The sequence below is a fragment of the Flavobacterium ginsengiterrae genome (assembly GCF_039539785.1).
GTDB classification, from domain to species: Bacteria; Bacteroidota; Bacteroidia; order Flavobacteriales; family Flavobacteriaceae; genus Flavobacterium; species Flavobacterium ginsengiterrae.
Genome location: NZ_BAABDU010000003.1, coordinates 856,763 through 877,171, shown reverse-complemented (window position 1 = coordinate 877,171; position 20,409 = coordinate 856,763). Strand labels below are relative to the sequence as shown.

The window sequence follows — 20,409 nt, the reverse complement described above, 5'->3', positions numbered from 1 at the left end:
CTTTGTGGTTACTGTGTGGGAGACGCACTGCTGTGTGTCTCTACAGTGCTGTACGTTTCCTCTACCTGAATTATGTAAAGACGCACTGCAGTGCGTCTCTACTATAAATTTAGAAATTAATCGCTACAGAAAATCTAAAGGCACGTCCCAAAATAGGTCTCGCCATAAATACATCGCTCGCTGCAGATGTCGTTTGTCTTGGATCTCCTTCTGTTAAACCAATTTCATTGAATAAATTCGAAGCATCGACTGCAAAACGAAGATTGTTATACGTATAATTTAAACCTGCTCCCACTTCTTTGTAAGCCGGTAAAACTTGTTTGTTATCCTGATTCGTGTATTTTTTATCGTAATAAGAAAACTGAACGTATGCGGTAAAATCTTTTGTAATATCAACTTCTGGTCTTAAGTTGCAGAAAAATTTAGGGATTCTTCGTGCTGTATTTCCGTTAAAATCAAAAGTAGAACCATCTGCATTTGTTCCTGTAAAGTTGTCGTATTCTGGTTTTTGAACCGTGAATGTAAAGTTTAGTTTTGCAAATTTATATCTCGCATTGGTTTCTACTTCCAGACCAATATTGTTTACATCGGCAAATTTATTTTCTGAAGATCCGTCAGATAAAATATCAGTAAAAGCAACATTCTTTAAATTCATGTGGAATAAGTTCGCATTTACAGAGAAGAAAGAACTTGAATATTTATAACCTAATTCAAACTGATTTACTTCTGTATTCTCTAATTTGCTCAAATCGGCTGCATTATCATAAAATGATTCTTCAATTGGCGATCTAAAACCGTGGCTGTAACGCACGTAAGAAGCCATATTACCATTAAATTTATAATTCCCCGCTGCTGTATATGACCATTCGCTTACATCATATCTCCAGTATGTGTATGGATTTCCTTTTACGGTTGTTACCGCATCATCAGCTGTATTATTGTCTAGAATTCCTAAGTTTTCGGCAAAAAATCTGGCGTTGTCTCTGTATCCCGAATATTTGTCTTTATTGTATCGTAAACCGGCATTAAAAGTCAGTTTATCTGATGCTTTAATTTCCGCGTCAGCGTAAATATCATTCAAAAGACCTTTTGTCTGCGCGTCTCTTTCTAACCATGTAATTCTTTCTACACCATTCCAAGTATGCTCAACTCCAGTTGTATTATCGGTTACATTTAATAATCTCGGATTGTCTGAAACACTTACTAAATACGAATTCCAGTTCCAGTATTGATTTGATTTCCAGTTCGAATAGTAGTAACCCGCTGTTAGTTTTACAGGATCTAAATCAAAAGAAAAAGAGAAATTATTAGCAAAATTGCTCATCTTTTTCTCAATATGCCAAAGATCTGCTCTCATAATCAAAGCGTTTGGATCTAGAGTCTCTCCGTTGTCTACGTAGCTGTAGGTTAAATTACTTGCTGTTGTATTTTGAACTCCTGTTGCGTAAGCTTCTTGCGTCCAAGGTCCCCCATTAGGGAAAATAGCATTGTAATTTAAATCGATACTGGTTTGTTTGAATGCGTTTTTGAAAGTAACTTTTTCTGAAATTTTCTTTTTAAACTCAGCTCCAATTGAATTGATAATCGGATGTGAACCATCTTCTAAATCAGCGCTGAAAGTTCCTCCGCCATATTGAGGAACATTTAAATGACTTAAATTTACTGAAGTCAATGTTCCGTAATTTGGATTAAATCCTGGAATTCCCTCTACTTTTCCGTTGTTGCTTTTTAACGGAATTGGTAAATAGAACGTATTTCTGTCGTCAAGATGTTTAAAGTTTACTCTTAAATAATCGTTGTCGTCAAATTTATACGTGATGTTTCCTTTAATCTGTCCGCCTTTATTGGCTGTAAAACCTGTGTTTCTTACTCCGTTATCGGTTCTGTAAAATCCGCCTACGTTAAAAAACAATTTATCCTGAACCAAAGCACCAGATAAATTAAGGTCGGTTCTGAACATTCCGTAATCAGAAGTCGTGAATTTTGCTCTTCCCTGAAAATCATTTTGACCCGTTTTAGAAATAAAGTTGATGATTCCACCCGGAGCATTGTTGGCAAAAATTGACGCCGAACCTCCACGAACTGCTTCCATTTTACTTACTGTTTCGTCAAGTCGGTAAAAAGTATCGGCATTGGCAAATTGTAAAGCACCATCTTCAAAAACCGGTAATCCGTCTTCCTGAATTTGTACATATTCGTAAGCTCCCGCAGACGGAATACCTCTTGCGAAAAGGTTGTTTCCAATTTCTCCTCCAGATGCTTCAACCACAAATCCCGGAATCGTCTGCAATAATGCTGCAGTACTCGACGGCGCTCTGTCTTCGATTGCTTTGGCTCCCATTGTAGTAATGGCAACACTCGATTCTAATTTTGATCTTGGCGCAGATGAACCCGTTACAACCACTTCTTTTAAACTCTGCGATTCGGTTTCTAAAAGTAAATCTACGGTTACTGATTCTCCTTCTTTTACTGAAATTTCTTTTCGGTACGTTTTGTATCCCACATTTGTGGCTTCTACAAAATAGTTTCCGGCAATTACATCAGTAAAAATATAATGCCCGTTTTCATCTGTTATGGTATTTTTTCCCGTGTCTTTTAAAGATACGTTAGCCCCCGGAATCGATTGTCCGGTTTCATCTACTACTTTTCCCGATACTGTGTTTTTTGCCTGCGCAAATGCTTTATTTTGAGCAGTAATCAGGCATATTATCAAAAATAATAGCTGTAAATAATAATGCTGTTTTTTCATTTTGGTTTGGTTTCGTTAGTAAAACTTTCATTTCATAGATGTAAACTTAAAGACTAATTAATTTTGAATTTAAGAATTAAAAATCGAAAACGTTTTCGAAATCACCTAAAACGTTTTCGAAAATTTATTTTTAGATTATGAAATTTATTTTTTAGTACATTTATTTTATGAATGACACTAAACTAATAGATATAGCTTCGGCATTAGGAATATCGGTTACGACTGTTTCAAAGGCTCTTAAAGGGTATACAGACATTAGCAAATCGACTCGTGCTAAGGTTCTTGAAATGGCCGAGACAATGAATTATACTCCGAATTCTGTTGCGGTTAATCTTCGAACCAACGAAACAAAAACTATTGGGGTCATTATTCCGGCAACGGTTCATCACTTTTTTTCGAGTGTTTTAAACGGCATTTTAGAAGAAGCCGAAAAAAGAGGTTATCTGGTTATTATTCTGCAGTCGAATGAGAAATACGAACTCGAGAAAAAACAGCTTGCTTTATTAATTCAAAAACGTGTTGACGGCGTTTTAATGTCTCTTTCTAATGAAACGGATGATTTCTCACATATCAATGATGCAATCCGAAAAAATACTCCGGTTGTTCTTTTTGATAAAATTGCCAAACGAGTAGACTGCTCTAAAGTGGTTATTAATGATGCTAAAGCGGCTTTTGATGCAGTTTCTTACCTTATTAATAAAGGTTATAAAAAAATCGCTCATTTTAGAGGTTCGTATGTTCCTCAAAATTCAATTGACCGTTTTTTAGGTTATAAAAGAGCGCTGGAAGCTCACGGATTTGAATATGATTCGAAACTCGTTTACGTGTGCGACAATAATACCGATTTTGAAGACGGCTACGAGAATGCACAAAAAATCATGACTGAACATCCTGATATCGATGCCATTTTTGCCATTACCGATTTGGTTGCCATTGGTATTATTAAATATTTTAATGAAGCGGGAATAAAAACGCCCGATCAGGTAGCGGTTTTTGGTTTTAGCAACTGGTTTATGAGTACCGTAATTTCGCCTAAATTAACGACAATTGACCAGCCCGGATTTGAAATGGGGCACACGGCAGTTTCTATTTTAATTGATGAAATTGCCGATATAAAAGAAAACAGAAAAGTAGAACATCAAATTATAGAACTTCCAACGAGAATCATAGAACGAGAATCGACTGTTAAATGATTTTTTAGTTTTAACTTTGCGCAAATTCTTAAAAAGCATCAATGTTTCCGATTCCTGAAAATACCGATTTTTTATTGGCTGATGCCGAAAAAGAAAATTTATATTTAAGCTTGATTGAGCAGATTAATAAAGATTTTAATCTGGCAAATGAAGGCATCGATTTCCCGTTAAGTATTTCGCCAAATGAATTAAAAATTCAGCTGCACGAAAAAATCTACCGCATGATTCAGTACAAATTTGCTGAATATTTAAACCTGCTTTACATTATTGATGTTCCAGAAAACGAAATCAAAAGTCTAGACGGTTCTGATTTGGTAATTCTTGCTGAGCAAGTTGCCTTTTTGATTCTAAAAAGAGAATGGCAGAAGGTTTGGTTTCGAAATTATTACAAATAAGTTTCTGAGATACTAAGATGCTAAGCTTCTAAGGTTTTTTCTTTTTGATTAACAAAAAGGTCTCTCATAAAAACACTTATTTTAAAACAATCCTGTATATCTTGAGTATCAAAACAAGACCAATAGTAAATTGTATATTCATGAATCTGAAAGTCTTGTTTTAATAATTCTTGTACAATTAACCAATATTTCAAAAATTGTTCTTGTTGCTTTTGATCTTCGGCAGCTTGTATAATAGCCTGCATTAGAACGAATTTTTCATCATCGTCTGTTACTTTTCGATAATGGCTAATGTACTTTTCAATTTCTTCTGAATTGGCAACTTCATAAGGCCAATCCTGCATCCATTCATCAAAAGGCATATTTAATTCTGTTGCCAGCTTATTTATTGCTTCTCTTGTGCCGCACCTAAATTTTGGCTCTATCATCATCATAAAAACATTTAAGAAACTTAGAAATATACTCTCACGAAAGGCATAAATCCAGAGCCATACAGACTTTTATCAGGATCGTATAAAACATCGTATCGGGCGCCAATTGTAACGTTTCCGGTTCTGTAACCGGCTCCAAGATACAAGGCTGTATTCCAATAACTATCAGAAAAAGCCGGCCTGTTGATATTAGCATCATATCTTGTATCAACCCTTACCTGCTCTAGTTCTGCAGATAACTGAACTTCTCTAATTGGGTTTACGAGTGCGATTAAACTACCTCCGTAAACATAGGATTCATAATAGTTTTTAGATGATAAATAGCCAAATTGCAAACCAACTCCGGCAGCAAAAATTTCGTTAACATTATAAATTGCACTTGGCATAACTGAGATATCGGTATATCCTGAGCCAATACCCAGTCCTAAACCACCTCCAAACTGAACTTTATCCCAAAAATGATTGCTGTTGTCTATGACATATTTTTGTTGTGCAATAGAATAACTTGAGAATAAGACTGTCAAAATCACAAAATAATATTTGCAATCGATTGAAAATTGAATTTTATTCATAGTTAACGTTTATTTTAACAAATTTTTACGTAAAAGTACGTAAAAAAAAGATTTAAATAAATGTGATTGTTGTACTTTTGCCTTTCTATATAACAAAAAGTATATTCACTCATATTATGGATAGGTTTTCATTTTTAAACGCAGCGCATACCGAGTTTTTTGCACAATTATACGATCAATATTTAGTAAACCCAGACAGCGTAGAGCCTAGCTGGAGAAGTTTCTTTCAAGGTTTTGACTTTGGACAAACGACTTATAACGACGAAAACCCTGTGCAAACGATCGTTGAGTACGTGACTAGCGACAACACAGATTATAGTCAGGTTTCAGAAAAACTAAAAAAAGAATTCAGCGTTCTTAAATTAATTGACGGATACCGTACGCGCGGGCATTTATTCACGAAAACAAATCCTGTTCGTGACCGTAGAACTTCTTCTCCAACTTTGGATATTGAAAACTTCGGATTATCTTCAGCAGATCTTAATACTGTTTTTGATGCTGCACAAACAATAGGAATGACGCCTTCTTCTCTTGAAGCAATTGTAAATCGTCTTAAAGCAATTTACTGTCAGCATATTGGTATTGAATATATGTATATTAGAAATCCTGGCGTTGTAAAATGGATTCAGGATAAATTGGCTGTAAATGTTAACCAGCCTAATTTCTCTACAGAAGAAAAGAAAACAATCTTAAATAAACTTAACGAAGCTGTATCTTTTGAAAACTTCCTTCATACTAAATATGTGGGTCAAAAACGTTTCTCATTAGAAGGTGGAGAATCAATCATCCCGGCTCTTGATGCTTTAATTGAGCAAGCTGCAGAAAAAGGTGTTGAACAATTCGTAATGGGAATGGCTCACCGTGGTCGTTTGAACGTTTTAGCAAACATCTTCGGAAAATCTACTCAGGATATTTTTGGTGAGTTTGACGGTAAAGATTACGATCAGGAATATTTTGATGGTGACGTAAAATACCACTTAGGTCTTACTGCCGACAAAAAAACAAGAACTGGAAAAAGCATCAATATCAATTTAGCGCCAAACCCTTCTCACTTAGAAACTGTTGGAGCTGTTATTGAAGGTATTACCAGAGCAAAACAAGATAAATATTATGCTGACGATTTCTCTAAAGTTTTACCAATCGCTGTTCACGGTGATGCTGCAATTGCAGGACAAGGTATTCTTTACGAAATCATTCAGATGGCACAGCTTGACGGTTACAAAACTGGAGGAACTATCCACATTGTAATCAACAACCAGGTTGGATTTACAACAAACTATTTGGATGCTCGTTCTTCTACATATTGTACAGACGTTGCAAAAGTGACGCTTTCACCAGTATTACACGTAAATGCTGATGATGCTGAAGCTGTTGTACATGCTGTATCTTTTGCATTAGATTACAGAATGCAATTTGGACGTGACGTATTTATTGACCTTTTAGGATATAGAAAATACGGACACAACGAAGGTGACGAACCTCGTTTTACGCAGCCAGTTTTATATAAAATCATTGCTAAACACAAAAACCCAAGAGACATTTATGCTGAGAAATTACTTTCTGACGGCGTAATCGATGCTTCTTATGTTAACGGTTTAGAAAAAGAATACAAATCTAGACTTGAAGAAAACTTAGAAGCTTCTCGTAAAAAAGATTTGACTATCATTACTCCATTCATGAAAAACGAATGGGAAGGATTTGTTCAGGTTACTGATACACAAATGCTTCAAAAAGTAGATACAACTTTTGACAAAAAAGGATTGGATTCTATCATCAATACAATCTCAACTTTACCAGAAGACAAAAAATTCATCAACAAAATCACTAAAATTGTATCTGACAGAAAAGCAGGTTATGATAACAATACTGTTGATTGGGGAACTGCAGAAGCTCTGGCTTACGGCTCACTTTTAACAGAAGGATTTGATGTTCGTATTTCTGGTCAGGACGTAGAAAGAGGAACTTTCTCTCACCGTCATGCAGTTGTAAAAGTTGAAGATTCTGAAGAAGAAGTAATTTTATTAGACGCAATCGAAAACAAAAAAGGTAAATTTGGAGTATTCAACTCTCTTTTATCTGAATATGGTGTTCTAGGTTTTGATTACGGATATGCTTTAGCAAATCCAAAAGCCTTGACAATCTGGGAAGCACAATTTGGAGATTTCTCTAACGGAGCTCAAATTATGATTGACCAGTATATTTCTTGTGGAGAAGATAAATGGAACAACCAAAATGGTATCGTGATGTTATTGCCTCATGGATATGAAGGTCAAGGTGCTGAGCACTCTTCTGCAAGAATGGAGCGTTACTTACAACTTTGCGCAAGACATAATATGTATGTTGCAGATTGTACAACGCCGGCAAACTTCTTCCACTTATTGAGAAGACAAATGAAAACGAATTTCCGTAAACCTTTGGTAGTTTTCTCTCCAAAAAGTTTATTGCGTGATCCAAGATGTGTATCAACAGTTGAAGAAATCGCAACAGGAAGTTTCCAAGAAACAATTGACGACAATACTGTAGATAAAAAGAAAGTTAAAACTTTAGTTTTCTGTACAGGTAAATTCTATTACGATATTGTTGCTGAAAGAGAAAACAACGGAAGAAATGATGTTGCAGTTGTTCGTATCGAGCAATTATTCCCTTTCCCAGCAGAACAAATCAAAGAAATCATTGCAAAATATCCAAATGCAGATGATTATGTTTGGGCGCAAGAAGAGCCTAAAAACATGGGAGCTTACAGCTTTATGTTAATGAACTTTGATTTCATCAAATGGAGATTAGCTTCGTTAAAAGCATATTCTGCTCCAGCATCAGGAAGTTATACACGTGCAAAACGCCGTCATGCTGATGCTATTAGAATGGTATTCGATAAAAATTTATTTAGATAATTAAAAATATGTTTCAAGTTTCAATCCCGATAGCTATCGGGATTGAAACCATAAAAACCTTAAACAAAAACAAGATGATTTTAGAAATGAAAGTCCCATCACCAGGGGAATCAATAAAAGAAGTTGAAATTGCAACTTGGTTAGTAAAAGACGGTGATTATGTAGAAAAAGATCAGGCTATTGCTGAAGTTGATTCAGATAAAGCTACTCTTGAATTGCCTGCTGAAATGAGCGGTGTAATTACACTAAAAGCTGAAGAAGGCGATACAGTAGCAGTAGGCGCTGTAGTTTGTTTAATCGATACAGATGCTGCTAAACCAGCAGGAGGATCTGCTCCAGCAGCTGAAGCTCCTAAAGCAGAAGCGCCAAAAGCGGAGGCTCCAAAGGCAGAAGCACCGAAAACTGAAGCACCAAAAGCAGCTCCGGCAGCTACAAGTTATGCAGCAGGAACTCCATCTCCAGCAGCAAGAAAAATTTTAGACGAGAAAAATATTGCTCCTGCATCAGTTTCTGGAACTGGTAAAGGTGGTAGAATTACTAAAGATGATGCTGTAAATGCAGTACCGTCTATGGGAACTCCAACTGGTGGAAGCCGTGGAACTGAGCGTACTAAATTATCTATGTTACGTCGTAAAGTAGCTGAAAGATTAGTTTCTGCTAAAAACGAAACAGCGATGTTGACTACTTTCAACGAAGTAAACATGACGCCAATCAACCAAATCCGTAACGAATACAAAGATGCTTTCAAAGCAAAACATGGCGGATTAGGTTTAGGATTTATGTCATTCTTTACAAAAGCAGTTACAAGAGCTTTACAATTATATCCAGATGTTAACTCTATGATGGATGGTGATTACAAAATCGCTTACGATTTTGCTGATATCTCTATCGCAGTTTCTGGACCAAAAGGTTTGATGGTTCCTGTTGTTCGTAATGCTGAATTGTTAACTTTCCGTGGAATTGAAGCTGAAATCAAAAGATTGGCTTTAAGAGCTCGTGACGGTCAAATTACAGTTGACGATATGACTGGAGGAACTTTCACAATCACTAACGGTGGTGTTTTTGGAAGTATGTTATCTACTCCAATTATCAACCCTCCACAATCTGGAATCTTAGGAATGCACAACATCATCGAGCGTCCTATTGCAGTAAACGGAAAAGTTGAAATTCACCCAATGATGTACGTTGCTCTTTCTTATGACCACAGAATCATTGACGGACGTGAGTCTGTTGGTTTCTTAGTGGCTGTTAAAGAAGCTTTAGAAAACCCAGTTGAATTATTAATGAATGGCGATGCTAAACGTGCTTTAGAATTGTAATCAAAATAATTTTCTATACATACACAAACCTGTTCATTTATTTGGACAGGTTTTTTTATTTTTAAAACTAAGAAAATATTTACCATTCTGGTTTTAAAAAAAATATCTGCTGATTTTTTTAAATTATTTATTTAGAATAAATAAGAACAACTTGTTTTGTTTGAGTTCAAAGTATACATTTGCACTATCTAAAATAATTCCAAACAACAAGCTTCTAAATTCTAAAATTATGATTACAATTGCCAGCCTTATCGTCTTTTTAGCTTTTTACACCTTATATTATACTTCAAAAAGAGCGGTTTTATCGTATGATTTAGGTTTTGAAAAATGGATGAAACAAAATCCAAAACAAACCAAAATTACCGGATTAATTTTGCTTTTAACAGCCTATGCTATGTGGCTTTCTACACAATCTTTAGGTTCAGGCACCTTGATGTTTTTTATTCAGCTAATGACAATTGGAAGTTTAATAATCATTCTTATGCCATTAAAAAAAGTAAGCAATAAAGCACTTCTGGCACTTTTTGTAATTACTGCCTTATTAGAATTTTATTATAACTAAATCATATTTGACCAATGCCGGCAAATCCAAAATATTTAAATCCATCTTTCTGGCCTCGTTTTTCCAAGATTACTGCAGCTATTTTAGGCGGTTACTTCGTTTCTGTCTCTTTTCATTTAGCTTTAGCTTCATGGTTTAGCCGCCCGGAAGTATTAATAACGACTGCTTTTACGGGATTTATTTTGTGGGTGGTTTTAATGATTCTTGCATTTCTGGCAAAAAGCGGATGGAAAGTCTGGGGTATCTATATTTTGCTGACTCTGTTTTTTTCACTTCTTATTTATCTTGGTCAAAACTATAATCCTACCGCGTAATACTTATGAATAACCGTCATTACAATATTTATTTTCATACACATACTGTCAGCGGTATAGTTATCAGCGTTGTCCTTTTTGTGATTTTCTTTGCTGGATCCTTTTCTTTTTTTAGAGATGAAATTATCAATTGGGAAAGAAGTGAATCTACTGCCGTTACAAGAGAAATTCAATTAGACTACAATGCAGCTTTAGAAAATCTTGACAAAAAATACGTTTTACACGGAAGAAACATAACCATATCAAAACCATCTGTCGAAAACAGAGTTGCCGTTTACATGGAAGGTTCCAGAGATACTTTGGCTCCAAAAAAACAAAAAGAAGGATCTTTTTTTTACCTTGACAATAAAAATTTTAAATCTTACACCTATGAAGAATCCTATTCTTTAGGTGAACTTTTATACCGTCTGCACTTTTTAGCACAAATTCCTTATCCTGCCGGATATTACCTTTCCGGATTTACAGCTTTATTTTTCCTGTTTGCTATCATTACAGGGCTTTTATTGCATTGGAAAAAAATCGTTTCTAACTTTTATGTTTTCCGCCCGAAGGAAAAATTAAAAACGTTATGGACAGATGCACACACTGCGTTAGGAATGATTGGACTTCCTTTTCAGTTTGTTTATGCAGTAACCGGAGCATTTTTCATGATTAAACTTTTAATTGTAGCTCCAGCGGTTATGGCGTTATACAAAGGCGATCAGGATAAACTTTACAAAGAATTAGAATATAATGATACCGATTATAAATTTGAATATAAAAAACTGGCTGATCCATTTGATGTAAATCAGTTGGTAAATAAAGCAAAAAGCAACTGGTCTGATTTCGAAATCACGCGTGTTATTATTCAAAATTATGGCGATATAAATATGCACCTTTTAATTGAAGGCGAACTGCCAAGTCATCAAAGATTTACCGGAATTGGAAAAGTTGTTTATCGTGTTGCTGACGGAAAAGAAATTGCACGCAAAAATCCGGTAACTCAAAATGGATATCTGGATGTTGTAAAAAATGTTCTATACAGAATTCATTTTGGAGATTACGGTGGTTATGCTCTAAAAATCGTAAGTTTCGTTTTAGGAATAATTACTTGTTTTGTTATTATTTCCGGAGTTATGATTTGGCTTGTGGCAAGACAAAAAAATAATCTGCCTGAAAAGAAAAGACGTTTCAACGCTGCTGTTGTTCGTATTTATCTGGCTATTTGTTTGAGTATGTATCCCATTACAGCACTTGCTTTTATTGGCTCAAAAATATTCTATCCTTTAAGTAAATCGAATTTGTTTGCCCTTTATTTTGGCGGATGGCTTTTGCTGACGATATTTTTTATCATTAAAAAAAATGATGGTTTTACCAATAAATTCTGTTTGATTTCTGGAAGTATTTTAGGTTTTCTAATTCCAATTACAAACGGAATTGTTTCCGGAGATTGGTTTTGGACCTCTTTTATGCACAACAAAATTCAGATTTTCTTTATTGATGTATTCTGGATTTTCCTGGCATCAATATCACTTTATACGGCTTATCATTTAAAACCTAAAAAAGCGGTTTCTTAAAAATTAGCTTAAATAATTTGCCCTCTATTGATTTTGCGTATACTTTTACGCTTTTTATCAAGAATGAGCTTCAAAACAAAAATACGTTTCCTGCATAAATGGCTCGGATTAATTTCCGGGCTTATTGTTTTTATTGTGTGTATTACCGGATGTATATTTTGTTTTCACGACGAAATAAAAGACATTACCCGCAAAGAATGGCGTTTGGTCGAACCTCAAAATAAAGCTTTTCTTCCGCCATCTGTATTAGAAGAAAAAGCAAAAGAAATTGTTCCAAAGAACAAAGTCAGCATGGTTGCTTATTATGGCAAAAAACGTTCGGCAATTGTTTATACGTATTCAGACACCGAAAATTTATACCTATACTTTAATCCATATTCCGGACAATATCTAAAAACCGAAAATCCCGAAACTGATTTTTTCATTATAGTCGAATACATTCATTTGTATTTACTCCTTCCTGATTATATAGGAAAACATATTATTGGCGGGGCAACCATAATCTTTATTCTGCTTCTGATTTCAGGAATTATTCAATGGTGGCCAAAGCGTAAAAGTGATATTAAAAGAAGTTTTACCATTAAGTGGAATGCTAAATGGCGTCGCGTAAATTATGACTGGCACAACACCTCTGGATTTTATATTGCTTTAATTGCAATTATTCTGGCAATAACGGGTTTAACTTTTACATATGAATGGGTTGGCGACGGCATTTACAAGACTTTTAATTTTGGAGGAGATAAAGCTGCCGAAACAAAAACACCCGTAATCGACACTACAACATTTAAAACAAACTCAATTACCGCAGTTGACAAAGCTTTTGTGCAAACCATGAAACTACAGCCAAAAGCCGAAATGTTTTTTGTAATGATACCGCAGCAAAAAGGCGACATTGTAAGCACAGGTGCTTATCCGCATACACTTCGATTTGATCAGCAGAGTAATTATTACTTTCATCCTTATGACGGAAAATTAATCGAGAGCCAGACTTTTGATGAAAAATCATTAGGACTGCAGGTTGTCGAAATGAATTACGGCATTCATACAGGACAAGTTTTAGATTTACCCGGAAAAGTTATTGCTTTTACAGTTAGTCTTCTAGCGTCTGCACTTCCCGTAACCGGTTTTATAATTTGGTTTGGAAGAAGAAATAAATCTAAAAAGAAGAAATAAAAAAAACCGCCCCAAAGTATTGGGACGGTTTTTTTATAATTGTCGAAACTTAGTTAGTTTCTGTTTGCTAAAGCATTTTTCTGTAAACTTTTAACTGAAGCAACTTTATTGTCAACATAAGCAACTTCACTTAAATTCTTTTCATTAAAATAAATCCAATTTCCGGTTTTAATTCCGTTTGTGTATTCTCCAACAGCTTTTTTATTTCCTTTTTCGTCATAAGATACCCAAACACCATCTAATTTACCATCCTTAAAAAAGCCTTCCTGCTGTACATTTCCATTTTCATAATAATAAGTAGCTTTTACTTTGTTTCCAACAGCTTCTAATTCAGGTTTTACTTCTTGTGCAGCTAATATTCCAGAGAACAATACCGCTGCTAAAATTACACTCTTTTTCATATCTTTAGGTATTAATGTTAAGAAATCATTATCAAATATAGTTAATTGTTTACATTAAAAAAACTTTTGCTTAACAATTTGGTAACATTGAGTAAAAACTTAACATTGGAAATTTTCCTAAAACAAAAAAACCAGCGCTCAGGCACTGGTTTTACTGATATTTTGATAAAAAATACAATCTACGATATCGTTTTCAATTTTCGTAAATAATTTAATTCAATAATGTATCTAATTGCTTTTGGAGCTCTGGCGAAGAAGGTCTTTCCGCATCAGAATTTAAAATATTTCCTTTCGGGTCAATTAAAATAAATCTAGGAATTCCGGTAACGCCGTAATTAACAACAAATTCTGATTCCCAGTCTTTATCTGCAAACAACTGAACACCGCCAAGATTTTTATCGGTTACAAATTTTTTCCATTTAGCATTATCCTTTGCTTTATCAATAGAAATACTCACAAACTCAATATTTTTTCCGTGATATTTTTCTTCAATCTTTTGTAAATAAGGAATTTCAGCTCTGCAAGGTGCGCACCACGTTGCCCAAAGATCAATATAAATATATTTTCCTTTTAAATCAGAAAGCTTTGTTTTTCCTCCTTTAAAATTTTCGTAATCAAATTGAGGCGAAGCTTTTCCAATCATTTTTCTGGCTTTTGAAGTTCTTTCATATTCCTGAGCCGCATATTGGTTAAAACTTTCGAAACTCATTTTTAGACCCGTTTTAAATTCTGGATCATAATCTCCTTTTTCAAGGCTTTCTAAATCTGTTTTTTTCTTTGTTTCTAAAAGCGTCGCAAACTCGGCAGATTCTTTAGCAAAAGCTTCATTTTGGAACTTTTCATCTTTTAAGGCCTGCTGCGCCAAAAAGTTGCTTTCATTTACACCTTTACCCTTATAAACAATAGTTTCGTCAAATTCTTTGGCGTTCATTGTTAAGTTAATTTCAGAATCTGGTTTTAAATAAATATTAGAAGATTCTACACCATCAGAAAACATATAAAATCCTTTTGGAGCTTCAAATGAAGCTGCAAAAACTCCGTTTTTATCAATTGGAATTACTTGCTTAAAATTATTTCTTCCTTTAATTACTAAAGTATCGCTGTTTCTATTCTCAATTTTAGCTGTAAATTTTATTTGATTTTTGGCTTGACCTATAACATTCAAGGCGCTAAAAATCAACAGACCCGTAACAAAAAGTTTTTTCATACTATTAAAGTTTGTTTTTAGTGATTCAAATCTAAAGAAATAACGGCTTTGAAATTTCAGAATTAACAAAATATTTAAAATTATATACATCAAGTTTATCACTTTACTATATTATCTTGAATTTTGTATTTACTTTTGCAGTCTAAAATTGAGATTATGTATAGAAGTCATAATTGCGGCGAATTAAACGCTTCAAATATTAATACCGAAGTTACACTTGCGGGCTGGGTTCAAAAATCACGTGATAAAGGATTTATGAATTGGGTCGATTTACGCGACCGTTATGGAATTACACAACTTATTTTCGACGAAAGCCGTACCGATAAAACCGTTTTTGAATTGGCTAAAACTCTAGGAAGAGAATTTGTAATTCAGGTAAAAGGAACTGTTATTGAGCGTGAAGCTAAAAACAAAAATATTCCAACGGGTGAAATCGAAATTTTAGTTTCTGAATTAACAATTTTAAACACTGCTCTTACTCCTCCATTTACAATTGAAGACGAAACTGACGGCGGAGAAGATATCAGAATGAAATACCGTTACCTGGACATTCGTAGAAATCCGGTAAAAAACAGTTTATTATTCCGTCACAAAGTGGCAATGGAAGTGCGTAAATATCTTTCTGATTTAGATTTCTGCGAAGTTGAAACTCCTTATTTAATTAAATCTACTCCAGAAGGAGCGAGAGATTTCGTCGTGCCAAGCCGTATGAACGAAGGACAGTTTTATGCTTTACCACAATCTCCGCAGACTTTCAAACAGCTTTTGATGGTTGGAGGTATGGATAAATATTTCCAAATCGTGAAATGTTTCCGTGACGAAGATTTACGTGCAGACCGTCAGCCTGAGTTTACTCAAATTGACTGCGAAATGGCATTTGTTGAGCAAGAAGATATTTTAAATGTTTTTGAAGGATTGACAAGACATTTACTAAAAGAAATTAAAGGCATTGAAGTAGAGAAATTCCCAAGAATTACTTACGACTATGCTATGAAAACATACGGAAATGACAAACCGGACATTCGTTTCGGAATGAAGTTTGGAGAATTAAACGAATTTGCACAACACAAAGAATTTCCTGTATTTAATGCAGCAGAATTAGTTGTGGGAATCGCTGTTCCCGGAGCTGGAAATTACACTCGTAAAGAAATCGACGGATTGATTGACTGGGTTAAACGTCCTCAGGTTGGTGCATCTGGAATGGTTTACGTAAAATGCAACGAAGACGGAACATACAAATCATCTGTAGATAAATTCTATGACAACGACGATTTGGCAAAATGGGCAAAAGCTACAGAAGCAAATCCTGGCGATATGATTTTTGTACTTTCTGGTCCGGCAAACAAAACTCGTGCGCAGCTTTCTGCTTTACGTATGGAATTAGCTACTCGTTTAGGATTACGTAATCCTGAGGAATTTGCACCTCTTTGGGTTGTAGATTTCCCTTTACTAGAACTTGACGAAGAAAGCGGTCGTTACCACGCTATGCACCACCCATTTACTTCTCCAAAACCAGAAGATATGGCTTTGTTAGAAACAGAACCAGGAAAAGTTCGTGCCAATGCATACGATATGGTTTTAAACGGAAACGAAATTGGCGGTGGATCTATTCGTATTCATGACAAGGCTACACAACAGTTAATGTTTAAATATTTAGGATTTACCGAAGAAGAAGCAAAAGCACAATTTGGTTTCTTAATGGATGCTTTCCAATTTGGAGCGCCGCCACACGGAGGTCTTGCTTTTGGTCTTGACAGACTTGTTGCAATTCTTGGCGGACAGGAAACAATTAGAGATTTTATTGCTTTCCCTAAAAATAATTCTGGACGTGATGTTATGATTGATGCTCCGGCAGCAATTGATGACGCACAATTAAAAGAATTACATATTAAAGTTGACTCTATATAATTCATAGAATTGAAATATTAAAAAAGCAGCTGATATCTTTCAGCTGCTTTTTTATTTTATTGAAATCTGTAAAAATAATCCTAAAACAGTTTTTTTTGATTTATCAAATTCTTACAACTGGCTCTTTTTTATATTCTTACAATTAATGATTCTCAAATATTGGTGTTTTATAAACAAATTGACGCAATAAACCACGTAAAAACACTGTAAATCAATAATTTTTACAAAATTTTAACAGGTATATGTCTTTTGTATGAATTTAAATATTACATTTGTTTCATTATAAATTATTATTACAATTACAATGCGTACAGGTACAGTAAAATTTTTCAATGAATCTAAAGGTTATGGATTCATTACAGACGAAGAAACAGGAAAGGACATCTTCGTTCACGCTTCAGGAATTAACGCGGAAGAATTACGCGAAGGTGACCGTGTAAGCTATGAAGAAGAAGAAGGAAGAAAAGGGAAAGTTGCTGCTAAAGTAGCAGTAATCTAAGAAAAATATAGCAATTTATTTTTTTTGCCTCTGAATGGTTTTAAAAACGTTTCGATTAATTTCGAGACGTTTTTTTTTGCCCATTTCTTAAAAAAATATTAAAAAAACCGAATGTTATTTATAATCAATAAAAATTACATATAAACACGGTTTCATCTACTACTTATCTCCCCCTTTAGTTTGTATTTACGTCGTTGAAAGTTATCTTTGTGGCTTATTCTTTAAGTAAAAAAGTTAAGCTTATGCAATCTGATCAATACAGTTACATTCCTATCTTAATGCAGCTTATTCTGGCTGTTGGTTTTGTGGTAGGAACAATCATTATTTCTGGAAAATTAGGCCCAAAAAGAAACTCAGAAGTTAAAGATAAAAACTTTGAGTGCGGTATCGAATCTGTTGGTAATGCCCGTATTCCTTTTTCTGTAAAATATTTCCTTGTAGCGATCTTGTTTGTGCTTTTTGATGTAGAGGTTATTTTCCTTTACCCTTGGGCAATAAACTTTAAAGATCTTGGCGTAGAAGGAATGTTAAAGATGATTGTTTTTATGTCATTGCTTTTAGTTGGATTCTTTTACATTATCAAAAAGAAAGCATTAGAGTGGGAATAAGAAATTTTAGATTTTAGATTGTTAATTTTAGATTTATCTAATTGCTGCGATTTAAAACTTGAAATTAAAATTAAACTGATTTAAAAAATTGATTTTACTTTTTACGATTTCAAAAATCTAAAATCTAAAATCAGAAATCTAAAATAAAAATGAGCGATTCAAAAGTAAATATGGTGTCTCCTCCAGAAGGTCTTACTGGCGAAGGTTTCTTCGCTACAAAACTAAATGATGTAGTAGGTTTGGCACGCGCGAATTCTCTTTGGCCTTTACCATTTGCAACTTCTTGCTGCGGAATTGAGTTTATGGCAACAATGGCGGCACATTACGATTTAGCACGATTTGGTTCTGAGCGTGTAAGTTTCTCTCCTCGTCAGGCAGATATGTTACTTGTAATGGGAACTATTTCTAAAAAAATGGCGCCGATTTTAAGACAAGTTTACGAACAAATGTCTGAACCACGCTGGGTAATTGCTGTAGGAGCCTGTGCTTCTTCAGGTGGTGTTTTCGACACTTACTCAGTTCTTCAGGGAATTGATAAAGTTATTCCGGTAGACGTTTACGTTCCTGGATGCCCTCCTAGACCAGAACAAATTGTTGATGGAGTAATGAGATTACAAGAGTTGGTAAAAAGCGAATCTGTTAGACGCAGAAGCTCACCAGAATACCAGGAATTATTAGCTTCCTATAATATTTCATAAGATGGCTTTAGAAAATACCCAGATTCAAAATAAACTTACGGAGACATTTAATAATGATGTTTTCAACTTTCACGAAGAAAGAGATATTTTTACTTTAGAAGCTTCTGCTGATAAAATTACAGCATTAATTCTATTCTTAAAAAATGATCCTGAACTGCAATTTCACTTTTTAACAGATTTATGCGGTATTCATTACCCAGACAATGAATCAGAACGTCAGTTTGCAGTTGTTTACCACTTACATAACTGGTTTGAAAACAAACGTATCAGAATCAAAGTTTATCTAAACGGAGAAAAACCTGAAATTAAAACTATTTCAAATATTTTCTTGAGTTCAAACTGGATGGAAAGAGAGACATACGATTTCTACGGAATCGATTTTATCGGTCACCCACAATTGAAACGTATTTTAAATATGGATGAAATGGTGTCTTTCCCAATGAGAAAAGAATTCCCAATGGAAGACAGCGGAAGAACTGACAAAGACGACAGATTCTTCGGAAGAACAGTATCAAATTGCTAAATAATTCAACATTATAAAATGTCAGAACTATTACTACCACCAGAGCATCGTTATGCTAAAATAATTAAGGAGCGACACAATGAAGACGGAAGCGAGCTTTCGGTTCTTAATTTAGGTCCAACTCACCCTGCTACTCACGGTATTTTCCAAAATATCTTATTGATGGATGGTGAAAGAATTTTAGAAGCTGAACCAACTATTGGTTACATTCACAGAGCTTTTGAAAAAATCGCCGAAAATCGTCCCTTCTATCAAATTACACCTCTTACAGACCGTATGAACTATTGTTCATCTCCTATCAATAATATGGGATGGTGGATGACATTAGAAAAACTATTAGGTATTGAAGTTCCAAAAAGAGCGCAATATTTAAGAGTTATCGTAATGGAGCTGGCTCGTATTACAGACCACATTATCTGTAACTCAATCTTAGGGGTAGATACAGGTGCGTATACTGGTTTCTTATACGTTTTTCAATTTAGAGAAAAAATTTACGAAATCTACGAAGAAATTTGTGGAGCTCGTTTAACTACAAATATGGGAAGAATTGGTGGTTTTGAAAGAGACTGGTCTCCAGAAGCTTTTAGAAAACTAGACAAATTCCTTGAAGAATTCCCACCAGCTTGGAAAGAATTCGAAAACTTATTCGAAAGAAACAGAATTTTCCTTGACAGAACTGTAAACGTAGGTGGAATCACTGCCGAAAAAGCAATGGCTTACGGATTTACAGGACCAAACTTACGTGCGGCCGGAGTTGATTACGACGTTCGTGTGGCACATCCTTACTCATCTTACGAAGATTTCGATTTTATTGTTCCAGTTGGAAAATCAGGAGATACTTACGATCGTTTCTGTGTTCGTAATGCCGAAGTTTGGGAAAGTTTAAGCATTATTCGTCAGGCATTAGAAAAAATGCCGGAAGGAAACGAATATCATGCAGAAGTTCCTGATTATTACCTTCCTCCAAAAGAAGATGTATATAACTCAATGGAATCTTTAATCTACCACTTTAAAATTGTTATGGGTGAAGTTCCGGTTCCGGTTTCAGAGATTTACCATGCAGTTGAAGGAGGAAACGGAGAACTTGGTTTCTATTTAAGCACAGACGGAAGCAGAACTCCATACAGATTACATTTCAGAAGACCTTGTTTTATTTACTATCAGGCATTCCCTGAAATGATTAAAGGAGCATTACTTTCTGATGCAATTATTATTTTATCAAGTTTAAATGTAATTGCGGGAGAATTAGACGCGTAAAAATTGTAGATTTTAGAATTTAGATTTTAGATTGCTTTGCAGATTTTAGAATTTAGATTTATAAATCTCTCCACAAATAAAGATTGAAGAATCTAAAACTTAGAATTAAGGATTGAAGAATATAGATGAGGACAAAGATTTAAAAAATCTAAA

At 34.6% G+C, this 20,409-nt stretch carries 19 protein-coding genes; 14 read left to right on the top strand and 5 right to left on the bottom strand.

Annotated elements, in window-relative coordinates:
* Window positions 1-109 precede the first annotated feature (109 nt).
* Window positions 110-2,749, bottom strand: coding sequence for a TonB-dependent receptor (locus ABD859_RS06680; protein ID WP_345141940.1), 2,640 nt, complete (start codon window positions 2,747-2,749; stop codon window positions 110-112).
* 167 nt (window positions 2,750-2,916) lie between these two features.
* Here ABD859_RS06680 and ABD859_RS06675 point away from each other — a divergent pair, with 167 nt between their 5' ends.
* Both ABD859_RS06675 and ABD859_RS06670 read left to right on the top strand, forming a co-directional pair.
* Window positions 2,917-3,942, top strand: a complete 1,026-nt coding sequence (locus tag ABD859_RS06675; protein ID WP_345141937.1) for a LacI family DNA-binding transcriptional regulator — start codon at window positions 2,917-2,919, stop codon at window positions 3,940-3,942.
* Between the two features lie 41 nt (window positions 3,943-3,983).
* A complete protein-coding gene (locus ABD859_RS06670) occupies window positions 3,984-4,337 on the top strand; it encodes a hypothetical protein (RefSeq protein WP_345141935.1) in 354 nt (117 codons plus the stop codon).
* A 20-nt stretch (window positions 4,338-4,357) separates the two neighbouring features.
* On the opposite strand, the gene ABD859_RS06665 is transcribed toward ABD859_RS06670, so the two are convergent.
* A complete protein-coding gene (locus ABD859_RS06665) occupies window positions 4,358-4,771 on the bottom strand; it encodes a hypothetical protein (protein ID WP_345141932.1) in 414 nt (137 codons plus the stop codon).
* Window positions 4,772-4,788: 17 nt separating this feature from the next.
* On the bottom strand, window positions 4,789-5,340 hold the full coding sequence (locus tag ABD859_RS06660; RefSeq protein ID WP_345141929.1) for a hypothetical protein: 552 nt from the start codon (window positions 5,338-5,340) through the stop codon (window positions 4,789-4,791).
* Window positions 5,341-5,456: 116 nt separating this feature from the next.
* On the opposite strand from ABD859_RS06660, the gene ABD859_RS06655 reads away from it, so the two are divergent.
* From ABD859_RS06655 to ABD859_RS06630, 6 genes are all read left to right on the top strand, one after another.
* The gene (locus ABD859_RS06655; RefSeq protein WP_345141926.1) at window positions 5,457-8,231 is read left to right on the top strand and encodes a 2-oxoglutarate dehydrogenase E1 component; all 2,775 of its coding nucleotides are present in this window, start codon (window positions 5,457-5,459) and stop codon (window positions 8,229-8,231) included.
* Window positions 8,232-8,305: 74 nt separating this feature from the next.
* Window positions 8,306-9,550: a 2-oxoglutarate dehydrogenase complex dihydrolipoyllysine-residue succinyltransferase gene (gene odhB / locus ABD859_RS06650; protein WP_345143880.1), complete on the top strand. Its 1,245-nt coding sequence runs from the start codon at window positions 8,306-8,308 to the stop codon at window positions 9,548-9,550.
* Between the two features lie 229 nt (window positions 9,551-9,779).
* Window positions 9,780-10,112: a hypothetical protein gene (locus ABD859_RS06645; RefSeq protein ID WP_345141923.1), complete on the top strand. Its 333-nt coding sequence runs from the start codon at window positions 9,780-9,782 to the stop codon at window positions 10,110-10,112.
* A gap of 14 nt (window positions 10,113-10,126) precedes the next feature.
* Window positions 10,127-10,426, top strand: a complete 300-nt coding sequence (locus tag ABD859_RS06640; protein ID WP_345141920.1) for a hypothetical protein — start codon at window positions 10,127-10,129, stop codon at window positions 10,424-10,426.
* Window positions 10,427-10,431: 5 nt separating this feature from the next.
* Window positions 10,432-11,982 carry a PepSY-associated TM helix domain-containing protein gene (locus ABD859_RS06635; RefSeq protein WP_345141917.1) on the top strand — a complete coding sequence of 517 codons (1,551 nt, stop codon included), beginning with the start codon at window positions 10,432-10,434 and terminating at the stop codon, window positions 11,980-11,982.
* Between the two features lie 63 nt (window positions 11,983-12,045).
* Window positions 12,046-13,155 carry a PepSY-associated TM helix domain-containing protein gene (locus tag ABD859_RS06630; RefSeq protein WP_345141914.1) on the top strand — a complete coding sequence of 370 codons (1,110 nt, stop codon included), beginning with the start codon at window positions 12,046-12,048 and terminating at the stop codon, window positions 13,153-13,155.
* Window positions 13,156-13,208: 53 nt separating this feature from the next.
* Here ABD859_RS06630 and ABD859_RS06625 read toward each other — a convergent pair whose 3' ends face one another.
* Together ABD859_RS06625 and ABD859_RS06620 are read right to left on the bottom strand one after the other, a co-directional pair.
* Window positions 13,209-13,556 carry a toxin-antitoxin system YwqK family antitoxin gene (locus ABD859_RS06625; RefSeq protein WP_345141911.1) on the bottom strand — a complete coding sequence of 116 codons (348 nt, stop codon included), beginning with the start codon at window positions 13,554-13,556 and terminating at the stop codon, window positions 13,209-13,211.
* Between the two features lie 211 nt (window positions 13,557-13,767).
* Window positions 13,768-14,763, bottom strand: a complete 996-nt coding sequence (locus ABD859_RS06620; RefSeq protein WP_345141908.1) for a TlpA family protein disulfide reductase — start codon at window positions 14,761-14,763, stop codon at window positions 13,768-13,770.
* 156 nt (window positions 14,764-14,919) lie between these two features.
* On the opposite strand from ABD859_RS06620, the gene aspS reads away from it, so the two are divergent.
* The 6 genes from aspS to ABD859_RS06590 all read left to right on the top strand — a co-directional run bounded on the left by aspS (window position 14,920) and on the right by ABD859_RS06590 (window position 20,256).
* The gene (gene aspS / locus ABD859_RS06615; protein ID WP_345141906.1) at window positions 14,920-16,671 is read left to right on the top strand and encodes an aspartate--tRNA ligase; all 1,752 of its coding nucleotides are present in this window, start codon (window positions 14,920-14,922) and stop codon (window positions 16,669-16,671) included.
* 304 nt (window positions 16,672-16,975) lie between these two features.
* Window positions 16,976-17,170 carry a cold-shock protein gene (locus ABD859_RS06610; RefSeq protein WP_007137066.1) on the top strand — a complete coding sequence of 65 codons (195 nt, stop codon included), beginning with the start codon at window positions 16,976-16,978 and terminating at the stop codon, window positions 17,168-17,170.
* Window positions 17,171-17,412: 242 nt separating this feature from the next.
* On the top strand, window positions 17,413-17,778 hold the full coding sequence (locus ABD859_RS06605; protein ID WP_345141904.1) for an NADH-quinone oxidoreductase subunit A: 366 nt from the start codon (window positions 17,413-17,415) through the stop codon (window positions 17,776-17,778).
* Between the two features lie 149 nt (window positions 17,779-17,927).
* The gene (locus tag ABD859_RS06600) at window positions 17,928-18,476 is read left to right on the top strand and encodes an NADH-quinone oxidoreductase subunit B (RefSeq protein ID WP_012023327.1); all 549 of its coding nucleotides are present in this window, start codon (window positions 17,928-17,930) and stop codon (window positions 18,474-18,476) included.
* Between the two features lies 1 nt (window position 18,477).
* Entirely contained in the window at window positions 18,478-18,999 is a 522-nt protein-coding gene (locus ABD859_RS06595) for an NADH-quinone oxidoreductase subunit C (protein ID WP_345141900.1), read from the top strand.
* An 18-nt stretch (window positions 19,000-19,017) separates the two neighbouring features.
* The gene (locus tag ABD859_RS06590) at window positions 19,018-20,256 is read left to right on the top strand and encodes an NADH-quinone oxidoreductase subunit D (protein WP_345141897.1); all 1,239 of its coding nucleotides are present in this window, start codon (window positions 19,018-19,020) and stop codon (window positions 20,254-20,256) included.
* The last annotated feature ends 153 nt before the right edge of the window (window positions 20,257-20,409 follow it).

Bases quoted from the DNA above. Each gene is read 5' to 3' on its own strand.
- ABD859_RS06680 (WP_345141940.1), bottom strand. From the start codon at position 2,749: ATGAAAAAACAGCATTATTATTTACAGCTATTATTTTTGATAATATGC.
- ABD859_RS06675 (WP_345141937.1), top strand. From the start codon at position 2,917: ATGAATGACACTAAACTAATAGATATAGCTTCGGCATTAGGAATATCG.
- ABD859_RS06670 (WP_345141935.1), top strand. From the start codon at position 3,984: ATGTTTCCGATTCCTGAAAATACCGATTTTTTATTGGCTGATGCCGAA.
- ABD859_RS06665 (WP_345141932.1), bottom strand. From the start codon at position 4,771: ATGATGATGATAGAGCCAAAATTTAGGTGCGGCACAAGAGAAGCAATA.
- ABD859_RS06660 (WP_345141929.1), bottom strand. From the start codon at position 5,340: ATGAATAAAATTCAATTTTCAATCGATTGCAAATATTATTTTGTGATT.
- ABD859_RS06655 (WP_345141926.1), top strand. From the start codon at position 5,457: ATGGATAGGTTTTCATTTTTAAACGCAGCGCATACCGAGTTTTTTGCA.
- odhB (WP_345143880.1), top strand. From the start codon at position 8,306: ATGATTTTAGAAATGAAAGTCCCATCACCAGGGGAATCAATAAAAGAA.
- ABD859_RS06645 (WP_345141923.1), top strand. From the start codon at position 9,780: ATGATTACAATTGCCAGCCTTATCGTCTTTTTAGCTTTTTACACCTTA.
- ABD859_RS06640 (WP_345141920.1), top strand. From the start codon at position 10,127: ATGCCGGCAAATCCAAAATATTTAAATCCATCTTTCTGGCCTCGTTTT.
- ABD859_RS06635 (WP_345141917.1), top strand. From the start codon at position 10,432: ATGAATAACCGTCATTACAATATTTATTTTCATACACATACTGTCAGC.
- ABD859_RS06630 (WP_345141914.1), top strand. From the start codon at position 12,046: ATGAGCTTCAAAACAAAAATACGTTTCCTGCATAAATGGCTCGGATTA.
- ABD859_RS06625 (WP_345141911.1), bottom strand. From the start codon at position 13,556: ATGAAAAAGAGTGTAATTTTAGCAGCGGTATTGTTCTCTGGAATATTA.
- ABD859_RS06620 (WP_345141908.1), bottom strand. From the start codon at position 14,763: ATGAAAAAACTTTTTGTTACGGGTCTGTTGATTTTTAGCGCCTTGAAT.
- aspS (WP_345141906.1), top strand. From the start codon at position 14,920: ATGTATAGAAGTCATAATTGCGGCGAATTAAACGCTTCAAATATTAAT.
- ABD859_RS06610 (WP_007137066.1), top strand. From the start codon at position 16,976: ATGCGTACAGGTACAGTAAAATTTTTCAATGAATCTAAAGGTTATGGA.
- ABD859_RS06605 (WP_345141904.1), top strand. From the start codon at position 17,413: ATGCAATCTGATCAATACAGTTACATTCCTATCTTAATGCAGCTTATT.
- ABD859_RS06600 (WP_012023327.1), top strand. From the start codon at position 17,928: ATGAGCGATTCAAAAGTAAATATGGTGTCTCCTCCAGAAGGTCTTACT.
- ABD859_RS06595 (WP_345141900.1), top strand. From the start codon at position 18,478: ATGGCTTTAGAAAATACCCAGATTCAAAATAAACTTACGGAGACATTT.
- ABD859_RS06590 (WP_345141897.1), top strand. From the start codon at position 19,018: ATGTCAGAACTATTACTACCACCAGAGCATCGTTATGCTAAAATAATT.